Source organism: Flagellimonas yonaguniensis (genome assembly GCF_029193885.1).
Lineage (GTDB): Bacteria > Bacteroidota > Bacteroidia > Flavobacteriales > Flavobacteriaceae > Flagellimonas > Flagellimonas yonaguniensis.
The window spans coordinates 130,652-144,965 of record NZ_JARFVB010000007.1 but is presented as its reverse complement, the minus strand read 5'-3'; the positions used below and the strand labels follow the sequence as shown (position 1 = coordinate 144,965).

Here is a 14,314-nt window from a genome sequence, read left to right as displayed (position 1 = left end):
GGCTTATACCTGATGGCCTTGCAATGGGACGGATTGGAGTCTAGGAAGGTTGTTGTTTTTTTACCATTTTGTGTGCATTTCAGCATGGAATGGAAATCAACTGGAATTCAGACCAACCCGAATGCTGTCAGGGTACACCAAAATAGGGAATACGTGTCCGTTAAGTGCTTACCGGAACAGTTTTTCCCAAGGAGCGCAACATCTTAATATGGTTCCAAATAGCACTGCCAAAGGTTTTTTGTGAATGGTAGGGCATACCGAATTCCTTGGCGGTCTCTGCCACGATACGGGATAGATTTTTATAGTGTACATGACAGATGTTGGGCAGTAGATGGTGTTCCACTTGGTAGTTCAACCCTCCTATCAACCATGAGAAGAGGGCACCCCTTGGCGCAAAATTAGTGGTTGTGGCCATTTGGTGCATGGCCCAATCGCCTGCGACCGTATTGTTTTCATCAGGTATGGGAAACTCCAAACTGGGCATGATGTGCGCAACCTGAAATATCGTACTGATCAAAAATCCGGTCACCAGGTGCATACTTATAAATGCCAGTATGATGATCCAGGGAGCTAGGGGGACCACGATCAATGGTAGGACGAGCGCGAAGGTATAGTAGACAAGCTTCCACATAATCAGTATGGAGATTTCCCTTTGGAACTCATTGCGCTTGTTCAAAAATCCCATTTTCCTATAGCGGTTCATGCGGACAAAATCCTTGGTGGTGACCCAGGAAATCGTCGATATACTATAAAAAAACCAGGCGTATATAAATTGGAACCTGTGCAGCGCATATCTTTTGGCATTCGGGGAAAATCTCAGAAAAAAGGGAGCATTGATATCATCGTCCGATCCCTTAATGTTGGGATAGGTATGGTGCAAAACATTGTGTTGTATCCTCCATACGGCCGAGCTAGCACCCACTAGGTTCATGGTGTACCCCATATAGCGGTTAACGGTCTTATTTCGTGAATACGATCCATGGATGGCGTCGTGCATGATCCCCATTCCTATTCCGGCCATTCCAAGTCCTCCTATAAAATAGAGCAGAAAAAGTTGCCAGGGACTTGAGGCCATTCCCAAATTGATGAGTAACAAGGGAACCACAAATAGCGATAACATTAAGACTGATTTGACTATCATGCTCTTATTGGCATATTTACTGATTCCCTTAGAATCAAAATACTGGTTGACCCTTGTTTTTAATGCTCTTGAAAAGTCGGATCCTCCTCTTTTCGCAAATTTTGGATTTTTGATACTGTTCTTTTTTTTAAAGCCTTTGTCCGCTTTCCATTGCAATGGAAACACTTTATCATGAGCCCCCTATAGCCAAAACAAAGGTTTGGTGGTTACCTGAAACTCATGGAACTGCGAGGAAATTAAATGGGATATCTATAATGAAGACGAATATTTACATCAAGGATAACATCGGACAACCTGGTCGCTATTCCTTAAAAACGTGGCTTAAACCGTTTATTGCACTATTGCATTGTTTTTCCGTGGGGGCAGGACCAAACTAAGACCAAAATGAAATTTGGTAATGGATTGCCCGTAGCACGGGCCGACTAAGGTTAAAGGTAGGCTTAATTATAACCTGTCATTTAAAAAGAATGTTAAATTGCTGTGATTAAATGAATTACATATTGTAAAGAATAGTAGTTCCCTTGTCCATAGGAACAGTTAAATGACTACCTTTAGAAAATCATGCATAGCATCCTACACAGGTACTTGACATCCAAAAACAGGTAAGGGATCAGTACTTGCTTACGAACACTTCACGATTCAATTGGGAAACTACCGTATCCTTTTTAAACTTCAGTGTTTTTAACTGAAACCAACATGCGGAAAAGAAATAAAACCGCAATTATAAGAAAGGCACCCCAAGGATGCCTTCAAAAGAATTGAGTACTTAAACCTTAAATTAAAGAAATGGCCGATAAAAAGGATTTGGATTTTACCTACACTACCATAGACAGGATATTCCGTTTGAGCATGGGGGAAACCGCCGATTACAGCGGAGCCAAGTACGATGGTGATTTTTCAATGTCCTTGGAAGAGGCGCAAATGGAAAAACACCGGTTTATAGCGGATAGCTTATATATTAAATATGGAAGCAAAGTCTTGGACATGGCCTGCGGCTGGGGCCCCTTTATCAAATATGCTTCCCAAGATAGGGGAGGCATTTGCACAGGCTTGACCTTGTCAGAGGGACAGGCGGAAGCCTGTCAGAAGCATGGAATGAAGGTCCTTGTGAAGGATTGTCGCTACATCGTACCGGAAGATTTTGGAATGTTTGATGCCATTAGCTGCATTGGGGGATTGGAACATTTCTGTTCCGTTGAGGAATGGAAAGAAGGAAAACAAGAGAAAGTGTACAGTGACTTTTTTAAGACCGTTGCCAATTTGTTGCCAAAAGGTGGGAGGTTCTATATGCAGACCATGACGTTCAGTAAAAATATGATCGATTATGAAGAACTGGATGTCAAGGCCAAAAAAGGCTCCGCGGCCCATGTCATGGCACTGATGGTCAAGGAGTTTCCGGGTTCATGGTTGCCCTATGGACCTGAAATGGTGATACGGAATGCAGAACCGAATTTTAAATTGATCTCGAAAAGCAGTGGAAGACTGGACTACATTGAGACGATAAGCCAATGGCGAAAGAAGTTCAGGAAGTTCAACCTGAGAAAATATTGGCTCTATCTATCCTTGGTTCCCAAATACATCATGGACAAGGAATTTAGGCATCAAGTAGCCGTCTTTAAGATCAGCCCCAACAAAATATGCTTTGAAAAAGAGATAATGGATCATTATAGGCTTGTATTTGAGAAAATATAGCCTGGAACAAATACGCTACATGATGTTTTTAAAATGGCTCGATTACTTTTTTATAGTCTATCCTACTATTTTTTTCTATACTTATGAGGGTTTCCGTAACACGTAAGCACGTAAAATTTCTGCCAGATGCCAGTAGGGTGGTGGCCCGCTCCTTTATGAACGGGGAACAGCGGACCAAGGATTTGCTGTCCCTGATCTTTGGGATGAGCGAAAGTCAAGTGCGGGAATCCTTGGAACAGACCCTAAGGGAATTTGCAAGTAGGCACCGTAACATCACCAAGCTTTTCCATAAACATTGTGATGGCATCAGGAATATCATTGGGCAAATGAACATGGATTTTGATGCTATTTCCATGGAGCGAAAATTGCTCATCGGTTCTTACCTTACCATGGAGTATTCCATAGAGTCCGCCGCTTTTTTTAATCCCTCCATCATCCAAGATTTTGACCAGTCCTATTTGGAAGAGGGTGAAATGCGCGTGATCCTTTCGTTTCGGGCAACAGGGGAAGGGCATATTTCTTCCATAGTTTTCAGAAGGGGGATAATCGATAAAAACAACGACCTGCATTTGATGGGTGTAGGCAATTCGATCGACATGGCAGAAATCTCCCATAAGAAACTCTATGATAAAGGACGATTTGTGAAAAAGATGCGGGAGATGCACATCCCCATAAAGTATTCAAAAAGTATCATGGAGGACCTGCCAGATAAATTCGAGTATTACGTGCTAAAGAACGCGGTAAGGAAAGTAATGGACGACACGGCCATTAGTCTTGAAAAAAGGTTGGCACTTGAAGAAATTACCTGGCTGGTGGATTCCTATTACGACATCGCGTTTGAGCATGATTCCGATTTGAGCGAACGCGTTATATTCCCTATTTCGGATTCGGAAAGCAAGGGGATCGAAGATGCCCGTTTTGTCCGCTTTGTTGAAAATGATGGCACCGAAAAGGTATATGCCACCTATACCGCCTATAACGGCCATGCCATATTGCCAAAACTTCTTTCTACGGATGATTTCTATACATTCAGGATCATGCCTTTGCATGGAAATGGTGCCGTAGGCAAGAACCTGGCACTTTTCCCCAAAAAGATCAAGGGGAAATACGCGATGCTTTCCAGGATCGATGGTGTGAACAACTATCTCATGTATTCAGATAGGGCAACGTTATGGAACGACCCCATCCTCCTTCAAAAACCAAGGTTTCCATGGGAATTTACACAAATAGGAAATTGCGGGTCCCCTTTGTGGACCGAACACGGATGGTTGGTCATCACACATGGTGTAGGGCCCATGAGAAGGTATTGTATCTCCGTTTCTTTGTTTGATCTTGAGGACCCGTCAAAAGAGATGGGCCGTTTGGAAGAACCTTTGTTAATGCCCTTGGAGGAAGAACGGGAAGGTTATGTACCCAACGTGGTCTATTCTTGCGGATCTATCATCCATAATGACAGTTTGATTCTGCCCTATGCCGTATCGGATTATTCCGCTACCTATGCCGTAGTGGAAATGGCTGCATTATTTAAAGCGTTAAAAAGTAAGGCTTCCCTCAATTAAAAATGTAGAAAGTAATTTACTGCTTTATTTTTCAAAAACACCGATAAACAAAATATCATAACTTCAGTTTCATAAAGCATGAAAAGAATCTTGATAAAGGATAATGATTCTTTTAATTATATAGGTAATCGATTTAATTTTTGACAATATCCTTGACCACCACGCGAAAGCTTATTTAAAATCATGATGGACTTTTAAGCCTCCAAGAGCTCTTTTAAGCGCAGGTTGAGAGAAGTACGGTGTATTGTATTTAAGAAGATAGTATCCTTAGAAGAGACATCTCTAGACTCCTTGCTGGCAAAAAAGCATTTATTCGTAATTATTTCATTTACAATACGTTAAACTCTTGCCAAAGATGGTCACTTCTGATTTATTAATGTCATATTGAGTGTAGATAAAGGTATTATTGCCCCATCACAAGAAGTAAATAGAAATAAATGAAACATGAAAAAAGATTGCGAAACGATGTTAAAACTAGTTTTGAGAAAATATTGAGCCGCCACGCGAGCTGGAGGAACCAACGAAGACATACTTTGTTGAAACTAATACGGTTTTCTTGATAACAATTAAAAAAGGGGGCGAAAGCCCTTTTTTTATACTTCAGTATTGATGGCATCACCACAGGTAAAACGGATGAGTTTCCAATGGGCTTTTGCCAAAACTTTGGTGGAACCAAGACTACCTCATATTAGGGACATATGCTGTGCGTGTAGGTCCCAAGCCAAGACCGACCCCCCCTTTTTTTATATGTTACAATGTATTTGTCACCAGTTTTTTAGTATTTGAACCCTTATTTTCCTTAGATTGAAAAGACTCTTCATAGGCCTGCAGTACGGTTAAATGTGAGATAAGATAGGCCAACGAACTTTCGGCCCCTTGATTTCGGTTCACCCCATAATTTTCAAAACCATCACAGCACCCTTTGGTCTCAAAATCATACAGACTCATACGCATATCGTTTTCGCCCAAAAACCACATGAACGAGGTGAACAATTTTTTCAGAAAATCACGATTACCCGTCAATACATAAGCTTGATGGTACATTAGCACCATGGCCTCGGCATCGATGGGCTGTTGTGCGAACATGGAACGTTCCTTGTCCTTTACATACCAATCCTTGTTTCCGATGATGGATAAATAACCATCCTTCATCGTATGTTCGGTAAGAAAATCCATGGTGTCAAAGGCTACTTTGGAAATATCCCCGTCCTCCAGAACTTCCGCCGCGTGTAGGAGTGCCAAGGGTAAAATACCATTATCATACGCCAGAAGTGACTCAAACCACTTCCAATCTTCTGTATGGTTTTGATCATAATGGGAAACCAGTATATTGGCCAACTTATGCAAGGTCCCTTTCATGGCATCATCGGAAGCATTCGTCCTGAGATAATGGCTGATCCCGATCATGGTATTGGCAATCCCCCTTATGGATTTGATACTGTCAAAATAGGGAACGGCATCGAAAAAAACCAATTTGCCTGTTTGATAATAGGCATCGTTAGGCGCATTTCCCAAAAGATATCCCAGGGCCCAAATGGTTCGGCCAAAGGAATCCTCAGAACCTTTTTCATCCAAAAAATTACGGTTGAAGCTCAGAAAATTCCGAAAGGTGCCGTCCTTGTTCTGCATGTAATGGATATAGCTCAAATATACGGGCATGAACTCCAGGGCAAGTGGATCTTTTTTCTGTTTATAGGTCATACAGACCATTAAAAGTGCCCGGGCATTATCATCCAGACAATAGCCTTCCTTTAAGTTCGGAATCCCGAATTTTGCATGTTGGATAATACCGGTGTCATCGGTCAATCTTTTGATATGGACCAGGGAAAATGGGGGCAACAGCAAAGGATCTATGACGTTTTCTTTCTTTGGCAAGGGCTCCTTGGGTCTCGATAGTACCTGTGTTATAAGATCGGTATATTTTTGTCCGATTTTGGGCCAGGTGATGTCTTGCCCATATTCCGTTGCATTTTCTTGGATCTCGTACAGGTTTTCTGGATTGTCCAGTAATTCGTTTAAAACTTCGGACAGGCCATCAGAGTCGTAAAAATCAAAAAGGCGCCCTTTGTTTTCCACAAGCAATTCCGCGGCATGCCAATAGGGGGTGGAGACTACGGCACAACCCGCACCCATGGCATAGGAAAGTGTGCCACTGGTGATCTGTGCCTCACTAAGGTAGGGGGTGATGTAAATATCACAGGCAGAAAGATATTTAAAAAGCTCATTTTCATCTATAAACTCATTGAGCAACAATACATGCTCATTGAGTTTCAGTGATTTTATAAGGACCTGGAGATAATTTCGATATTCTTCCCCCGAATGTCGCAACACATTGGGATGCGTTTTTCCCAAGACGATGTACAACACTTCAGGATGCTTTTCAATGATTTGTGGTAAGGCCTTGATCACGGTTTCAATGCCCTTATTACGACCGATGAAGCCAAAGGTCAGGAGCAACTTCTTTTCATTCAGTTTAAATTCCGTTCTCGACTCCTCCTTATCAAAATGGATGTCCGGGACACCATGTTCTATAAGAACTATTTTTTCTTCGGGCACAGCATATAGCTCTACAAGAAAGTGGATGGCCTTACGGCTCATCACCACAATTTTATCGGACATTTTGCAAATTTCCTTTAAGATGGCCCTTTCATTATAGGATGGTGTTTCCAGAATGGTATGCAAGGTAGTGATCAACGGGATGTTCAGGCGGTGTAGGAGGGGCAGGATATAGACTCCGCCCAGACCTCCATATATGCCAAATTCATGTTCAAGTATGCACGCATCCGCCCCACTGAGATTAATGTAGTTGACGGCTTCCAGATAATCGGTCTGTTGTTCTTGGTTGATGCTCAATTTTACTTCGGGCGGATAGTGATAGTCCTGGTTATGGTCGTTCATGGCGAAAACCATAATTTCTTTGACCCCCTTGCCGTTTTTCAACATGGAGTGGGCAAGGTTTTGGGTAAACGTGCCAATACCACATTCGCGTGGTGGATAGGTGCCGATATAGGCTAGCTTCATCTTGGATGGGATTTTGTTGGAGAAAGGAGGCAACCCCTCTATAGGATGCGCCCCTTATAGTTTCTATTTACAATGCTTGTTTTGGTATCCCTGTGTGCACTTATTTTCTTTAGGTTCAGTGCGAGTTTTGGTTTGTTTGATTTTGCAGGGGTCTTGTTTCCTTTTGACATTTTCTTTGGGTTTAGTGAAATCCGGTTTTCCGAAACCACATCGAAAAACAAGGATAAGATATTGAAAATCAATAAAAAAAAGTTGAATAAAAAAGGAGTATAGTTGCATAAATCACAGATTTGTGCCATGCTTGAAAAATGGGGGATTGGGTAGTTCCTTTTTTTGGGTTCCGTTTTTGACCTTAATACGGAACACGGGATCCCATAAGAAAATCCATGTGTGATTTATGTAATTGCTTTCCGTTGATGTACAATGACGGTACCGATCCAATGTTCGACCTTTATCAGGTTGTGGAAAGTGATTCCTACACGAAATAATTGGTTGATCATGAAAAGTAATGCAACATTGCGGATGGATGTTCAAAATGCCATTAAACGGCAACCCCTGTTGCATGCCGATCAGATCGGGGTTACTGCCGACCACGGCGTTGTTTCCCTTTTTGGCACCGTGGATAGCTGCGCAAAAAAATTGGAGGCAGAAAATGTGGCCAGTGCGGTTATTGGTGTCAAGACATTGGTAAAGAACATCCAAGTGGAGTTCAGGGACGCCTTCAAAAATGCCAATGGGCAAATGGGCGGAAAAGTCTTGAAAATATTGATGTCCAATCCGTGTGTGCCCCATGATGGGTTGACCGTAAACGTTGAGGATGGTTGGGTCACATTGGAGGGTGAGCTGCCTTGGAACCACCAAAAAGAGGCCGCGGAAAGTGCTGTGCGTTTTCTGTCCGGTGTAAGGGGCATAACCAATAATGTTAAGATCGTCCCATGATCATGCAAAGGCATTGCATAAATGGATGTGGAAGATCATAGGGCACGGGACATGCAGAACGTCTGGGATATAAAAAGCAAATTGGAAGGAAATTACGGTAATGCTTTGGTCGATCAAGTGATATGGAAGGTATTTGAAAAGTGATAAAGGCCGTATAAGGAAACAAGATGTATGATTTATCAAGGGAACAATAAATGTACTGTTTTGTCCTTAATGGCGGTTGGACCCCATTAATAAGGTGCCTTCTTTTTATGACCATTAGCCTGGGACGTCAAAAAAAGGCGTCCTTTTTTCTGCCACACATCGGGCCGCATATAAGTAGTTTGATGCGCTCCAGGTCTGCCAGTCCTGCCCCATGGGTTTTCCGTCCTGGGCCTTGTACCATTCATTGAAACCGAATTCAAGTTCCTTGTTCCTGGCTTTTTTGATAAGCCGGGTCAACGCCAAGAGTTTTTTTTCCGCCAAACCATAGTTTTTGTTGGCCACAAGGGCCGCAATGTAAAACCCGGTTATAAAGGGCCATATACCGCCATTGTGGTAATTTCCAGGTTGGTTGAAATCAGCGTATCTAGGGACCCAATCCGAATCGCCCGGGCGGATAAAAGGGAAAAAATTAGGGGAGAGGTCAATGGACAGTTCCTTTGTTTTTCTCATCGAAGAACATGATGTTTCAATCCATTTGATTATGGCCTTTGCCCTTGATGGTGAGGCCATACCCGATAAGATGGCCATACTGTTGCCCAATAGATCGAAGCGCTCGCTACTATAGACCTTATAGGACCATAGGGCGTAATAGGGTTGACCGTCAATGGTCAGTCCTTCAGGTTCTTTGTTGCTCATTTTATCCGGATAAAAGATTGGTCGCTCCATTTCGAGCCGTAATTGTTCGGCCCTCTTGGTGTTTCCGTACAGTTTTAAATAGGTGTACGCCAATGTGTTCACAAACAATCCATGGCCCAACACCCATTGCTCGTCCCGCCAATCACTGGTGGGCAAATGTGCCACGATGCATCGGTCGGACGGACTTTGATACTCCATCCATAAAAGGGCCTTTCGGATGGCAGTTTCCAAAAAATGAGGTTCCTGGGCCACTTTTCTGAAAATATCGACAGCAATTAGAAACAAGGGGGTGGTATCGCTGGCACCCCGATCTTCCCTGTCATGGACCAGAGAGGGAATATGGCCCCGCTTGGATTGGTTTTGGGCCAAGATGAGCAAAACATGCCGTACAGTTTGCAACAGGTCGGCATTGTCCGTTACAGCAATCCCCAGGACGGAAACCAAAAGGTCACGGGTATAGGGTTCGGGATATCCCCAACCGGCTGTTCGCGGCAGATCAAGGAACGGCCCCTTTGAATTGTGCAGGAGCACTTCCAGAGCGGCCCTTTCCGCGGATTTTATGAATTGTTTGTTTTCCGAGGTCATTTAATCTATACCTAATTTATCCTGTATTATTTGGATGAATTTTTTGGCCACGACCCTGTAATCAAAATGTTCCACCACATGTTCCCTTGCCGCACGGCCCATGGCTATCCGTAGTTGTTCATTGCCCATGAGCAGGAGCATATACTTGGCAATTTCCTGCACATTGGCCCGGTAATCGACCGTTCTTGGAATATCGAACACGATTTTGTGTTTGTTTTCATAGCCAGATTCTTTTCCCAAAAGCACTTCCTTAACAACGATTTTTTGTGCCACCTCGGCGAGAAAGGCCGTTTTTTCATGTAAAAGTGTGTCCAACATTCCCATGGCCCTGATCCCTATGACAGGTTTTCCGCAAGCTCCCGCCTCCACCTGGGACATACCGAACCCTTCAAGACGTGAGGGGGCCGCATAAATATCACATGCGCCAATGAGATACGGCATGAAATTTCGGGAAACGGTATTGGTGGCGTAGGTGACATTCTTTTCAATGCCCAAATGGGTGGCCATTTCCAGGTCTAGGAGGTTCTGGGCCTTGGTCCTCGGTTGTGGCCATACTTTACATACATATTTCCAATCAGGGGCCTTGGCGTCAATGATCGCCAGGGCCTGCATGACCTCCTGGGCACCTTTTGAAGCGGCATCACCACCAACGGTCAAGATCATTAATTGGTCCGGGGGAATGCCCAATGATTCACGTACCGCCACAATTTTAGGGTCATTTTTGTCAAAAGGGACAAAAGATGTGGTATCACAACCTACGGGCAACACCTCGATAGTTGAGGCCTTGATGCCATCCCTTACATACATTTCCTTGACCCAGTTTGAAGTTACCAGGATCAGGGGCAGATCGTTCAGGACTTCTTGATAGTTGGCAATGTAACCATCGGCAACCAACCAAGGTATGGGCACAATGCCATAGCGCTGGGGGTGCAGTACCAAGTGGGGGGTATGGCCCCAATAACCAATGCCCACCACCACATCGGGCTCGAACCATCTGTAATACCATTCTTTTTCCTGTGCCGACTCAAAATGGACCGCATGTGCGTCCACTCCAAGTTCCAGAAGCCCACGATAAAGCAGGTCGCCCTGCGTGGCAAGACCACCGGGAGAAGGTGGATAATCGTAAAGGACCAGAACTTTCATTTCCTGAATCTTAAGTGGGTTGCTGTTGAATTCCCTCGTGCTCCAGCCATTTTTGGGCATCTATCCGGTTTTCAAATTTCCAGAAGGCCTCTTCCTTGGGTGTTGTCTTTGCTTCAAATCCTGTTTTCTCAAATCCATACACCTCAGTGATTATCCGGTACTTTTCCTTCCAAATGGTTTTTGGAAGCGCTTGATGGATATTTGCATCCTTTATCGCCTGGGGATAGTATTTTCTGTATCCGTCTTCAAAGGCAAAGTTCCATAGCTGATCCGTGGAAATTTTTTGTTCGTTCCACAATTCGATTACGGCCCTTCCTATTTCTTCATGACGCAAATGCCGTGTATATTCACCTGTAGGACTGTGCGTTAGGACAAGATCGAATTTCCGTTCGGGAAGTAGGTCCAAGATGGCCTTCTTTACCATGTTTTTGTTCAAGGGTCTTTGCTCCTCACCATCGTCCAGATCGCCCATACAGCCCTCAGCGTTATAAATGGCAAGGGCTTTTTTAAATTTTGGGCCGCGATCACGGTCATTTTTTCTGCATAGACAGGCAATGAACCAATGATGCCCTGGATACATCAGTAGGGTGCCACCGCACCACAAGGTCTCGTCGTCGGGATGTGCAACGATCACCAAGATGTTCTTTTTCTCCATGGTTTTGAGTGTTTTCATTGAACTATCGGGTTTATTCCATTTTGGATTTTTGGGTGATCGGAAGTACTGCTCCGGCCATTTCACCGATAATGTTTACCAGTTCACTGCCCGTGGGAACCACTATTTTGGTGTTCGTCTGTAAGGAAGTTTCCACAGCTTGCAGCTTTCTAAGGATCTGAGCGTTGCCGATAAAAAACTTGTCGGCCGCCTCGTTCACGAGCTTTATTGCTTCGGCCTCCCCCTCGGCGTGTAATATCTTGGCCCGTTTATATCCTTCGGCTTCTTTTATTTTGGCCCTTTTTATACCATCTGCCACAGTTTCCGCAGCTGTGGCCGAATCCACGGCCGCGATTTTTTCATTCTCTGCCTTTACCACTTTGTTCATGGTTTCCTGTACATCCTTGGGTGGGTCAATTTCTTTTAGCTCCGTTCTCACGATCTCAATGCCCCAACCCATGGTCTCCGTGTGGAGTGTTTTATATAGGTCCGCATTGATCTTTCCCCGCTCACTATTGGCGGATTTTAAGGTCAAGGTACCAATGATGTTCCTGAGCGTTGTACGGGCAAGGTTTACGATTTGATACCTATAATCGTTTACATTGTAGATAGATCCCTTAACACTTTCTTCGTCATCCTTCACCCTAAAATATACCTGGGCATCCACGCTGGCATTCAAGTTGTCATTGGTGATGATCTCTTGGGGCTGCGCATCCACCATTTGCTCCGTAACGTTGACAATGAACATACGGTCAACGATCGGGATGATCCAATGGAAACCGGGACCGGCAAAACCTGAGTATTTCCCCAATCTTTCTATCAGGCCCCTTTGGGTGGGGCGAACGATTTTAATCCCTATCAATAGGATGATCAATACGGGAACGATAATCATGGGATACGTATACATGTCAGACTAGTTTAATGTTGTTCGTTGATGGCTTTTTTCAAGATGGGGCTACTCATAACCACTTTTAATGATAGTGGAGATCATTTTGAACCGTTCGTTGGCCTTTATGACATTTTTGGAGTGGGCAGGGATGATAATGGCCTGTCCGGTCTCCAAGGTATGCGAATGGTCTTCGATCAAGATTTCGGCCCTGCCCTCTATGATTTGGATAAACGTATCGAATGGCAATGTTTTTTCCGTTAGGTTTTCACCTGAGTCAAAAGATACCGCAGTGACATTTCCAGTGGTTTTTTTTATGATGGTCTTGATGACCACTGCATTGGGAACGTATTCAATAATCTCGACAATGATGAAGACTTTTGATTTTTCGACCTCTATATTTTCCATATCCAAAGTTTTATGGGAGGAGGGTTATGCGTTTTTACATTCCTTCCTGCCACCTGAATAAAGGTGTGTCATTTCTAAGGATAATGTATTATACGGGAAACGGGAATAGTTACAGTTTTCCCACATTTATCAAGGGATTTTTAGGAGGCGAAGTAGCTTCGGTGGTATACCGCGAATACTGTCCGGATAATGTTCCTTTTTCCAAAAAGGATCAGATGTCCTCCAGGTTCTTAAGGCGTTTCTTTTTCAATTTTTTATAAAAGGAAGGAGTCAGCCCCGTGATTTTTTTAAACTGGTTCGATAAATGTGAGACACTACTGTAATGCAGTAAATAGGATATTTCGGTCAGGTTCAACTCATTATACAACAAAAGTTCCTTTATCCTTTCTATTTTGTTCATGATTATGAATTGCTGAATGGTAATCCCCTTTACTTCCGAAAACGTGTTTGCCAAATAGGTATAGTCATATCCCAATTTTTCGCTGATGTAGTCAGAGTAGTTTACTTTGGGCAGTTCATCTGAATAGTGGATCATTTCGATGATCACCGCCTTGATTTTTTCAATGATGATCTTCCTATTGTCGTCAAGAAGCTCTAGGCCGGATTTCATAAGACTTTCACGTAACTGCTCTCTTTGAAGATCGGTGATATCTTCCAAGATCTCTATGGTTCCAAGGTCTACATTGACATAATGGATGCCGAGTTTTTTGAGTTCCTCCTTTACTGCCATTTTACAGCGCAGGCTTACCATGTATTTTATATATAGCAACATTGTTTTTGTGTTTGTAGTTCTTGGGCAAGCGAAGCAATGTGTTCGTTACTGGGTGTTTTATATGACCCTTTGTGGGAATCATGCAAACATCAGGAGCGAATTTCAACGTACCTTCTGCTGATAAGAGCAATAGGGCCATGTAAAATGAAGAAACAGAAAATCCACTGATAAATGAGATTTTTGACCTGACCCTTTCTTTCCAAATGGAGTTCTATGGAATATACGATAATTTAATGGAAACACCACTCTTTTTAAGCCATGAATACAAAGGGGTGTCCAAAAATCGGATTTGAGGGGCGCTACAAATTTCTCCAGGTACAACCACGGGTTTTCGAGAAGGGAACGGTCATGGGTTCGAACCCTATGGGATCAGGCTATGTCTGTGGTCATCTTGTTTTGGAAAATGTAATCCAGATTCCACCACCTAGGATATATGTAAGATTTATAAAGATTTTTGTTGTGGACTCCCTAAATGTATGCACCATCTTTGTATTGTTCATTTCTACTAAAAAAAACAGTGATGACCTGTATATTATGAAAGAGAAGAATTTTACACATGTGACCCTTGAAAAGATCAGGCGTTTCTTTAGACCCATGTTTTATAATGGAAGAAGCGGGCAGATCAAGGAAGGACAAAAAATGGACAAGGATTTGCCCTGGTTGATTTAATGCAAAG

At 43.3% G+C, this 14,314-nt stretch carries 13 protein-coding genes; 4 read left to right on the top strand and 9 right to left on the bottom strand.

The window, feature by feature from the left end; genetic code table 11:
* Positions 1 to 160 precede the first annotated feature (160 nt).
* On the bottom strand, positions 161 to 1,120 hold the full coding sequence (locus PY092_RS12785) for a fatty acid desaturase family protein (protein WP_275616194.1): 960 nt from the start codon (positions 1,118 to 1,120) through the stop codon (positions 161 to 163).
* Positions 1,121 to 1,927: 807 nt separating this feature from the next.
* Here PY092_RS12785 and PY092_RS12780 point away from each other — a divergent pair.
* Together PY092_RS12780 and PY092_RS12775 are read left to right on the top strand one after the other, a co-directional pair.
* The gene (locus PY092_RS12780; RefSeq protein ID WP_275616193.1) at positions 1,928 to 2,833 is read left to right on the top strand and encodes an SAM-dependent methyltransferase; all 906 of its coding nucleotides are present in this window, start codon (positions 1,928 to 1,930) and stop codon (positions 2,831 to 2,833) included.
* Positions 2,834 to 2,916: 83 nt separating this feature from the next.
* Complete coding sequence (locus PY092_RS12775; RefSeq protein ID WP_275616192.1) at positions 2,917 to 4,392, top strand: glycoside hydrolase family 130 protein; 1,476 nt, start codon at positions 2,917 to 2,919, stop codon at positions 4,390 to 4,392.
* Positions 4,393 to 5,142: 750 nt separating this feature from the next.
* On the opposite strand, the gene PY092_RS12770 is transcribed toward PY092_RS12775, so the two are convergent.
* Both PY092_RS12770 and PY092_RS12765 read right to left on the bottom strand, forming a co-directional pair.
* Positions 5,143 to 7,413: a glycosyltransferase family 4 protein gene (locus PY092_RS12770; protein WP_275616191.1), complete on the bottom strand. Its 2,271-nt coding sequence runs from the start codon at positions 7,411 to 7,413 to the stop codon at positions 5,143 to 5,145.
* Between the two features lie 38 nt (positions 7,414 to 7,451).
* Entirely contained in the window at positions 7,452 to 7,583 is a 132-nt protein-coding gene (locus tag PY092_RS12765; protein ID WP_275616190.1) for a hypothetical protein, read from the bottom strand.
* A 328-nt stretch (positions 7,584 to 7,911) separates the two neighbouring features.
* Here PY092_RS12765 and PY092_RS12760 point away from each other — a divergent pair, with 328 nt between their 5' ends.
* Positions 7,912 to 8,352: a BON domain-containing protein gene (locus PY092_RS12760; RefSeq protein ID WP_275616189.1), complete on the top strand. Its 441-nt coding sequence runs from the start codon at positions 7,912 to 7,914 to the stop codon at positions 8,350 to 8,352.
* Between the two features lie 258 nt (positions 8,353 to 8,610).
* On the opposite strand, the gene PY092_RS12755 is transcribed toward PY092_RS12760, so the two are convergent.
* From PY092_RS12755 to PY092_RS12730, 6 genes are all read right to left on the bottom strand, one after another.
* A complete protein-coding gene (locus tag PY092_RS12755) occupies positions 8,611 to 9,777 on the bottom strand; it encodes a glycoside hydrolase 100 family protein (protein ID WP_275616188.1) in 1,167 nt (388 codons plus the stop codon).
* Positions 9,778 to 10,980 (bottom strand): glycosyltransferase family 4 protein, encoded by a 1,203-nt coding sequence (locus tag PY092_RS12750; protein ID WP_275616187.1) that lies wholly within the window; start codon positions 10,978 to 10,980, stop codon positions 9,778 to 9,780. It lies immediately after the preceding gene.
* The gene (locus tag PY092_RS12745; RefSeq protein ID WP_275616186.1) at positions 10,931 to 11,593 is read right to left on the bottom strand and encodes a PIG-L family deacetylase; all 663 of its coding nucleotides are present in this window, start codon (positions 11,591 to 11,593) and stop codon (positions 10,931 to 10,933) included. Before PY092_RS12745 ends, PY092_RS12750 begins: the two co-directional genes overlap by 50 nt.
* Positions 11,594 to 11,606: 13 nt before the next feature.
* The gene (locus PY092_RS12740) at positions 11,607 to 12,479 is read right to left on the bottom strand and encodes an SPFH domain-containing protein (protein ID WP_207098927.1); all 873 of its coding nucleotides are present in this window, start codon (positions 12,477 to 12,479) and stop codon (positions 11,607 to 11,609) included.
* Positions 12,480 to 12,527: 48 nt separating this feature from the next.
* Entirely contained in the window at positions 12,528 to 12,866 is a 339-nt protein-coding gene (locus PY092_RS12735) for a cupin domain-containing protein (protein WP_207098928.1), read from the bottom strand.
* A 211-nt stretch (positions 12,867 to 13,077) separates the two neighbouring features.
* A complete protein-coding gene (locus PY092_RS12730; RefSeq protein ID WP_207098929.1) occupies positions 13,078 to 13,638 on the bottom strand; it encodes a helix-turn-helix domain-containing protein in 561 nt (186 codons plus the stop codon).
* A 534-nt stretch (positions 13,639 to 14,172) separates the two neighbouring features.
* Between PY092_RS12730 and PY092_RS12725 the strand changes: the two genes are divergently transcribed.
* A complete protein-coding gene (locus PY092_RS12725) occupies positions 14,173 to 14,307 on the top strand; it encodes a hypothetical protein (protein ID WP_275616185.1) in 135 nt (44 codons plus the stop codon).
* The last annotated feature ends 7 nt before the right edge of the window (positions 14,308 to 14,314 follow it).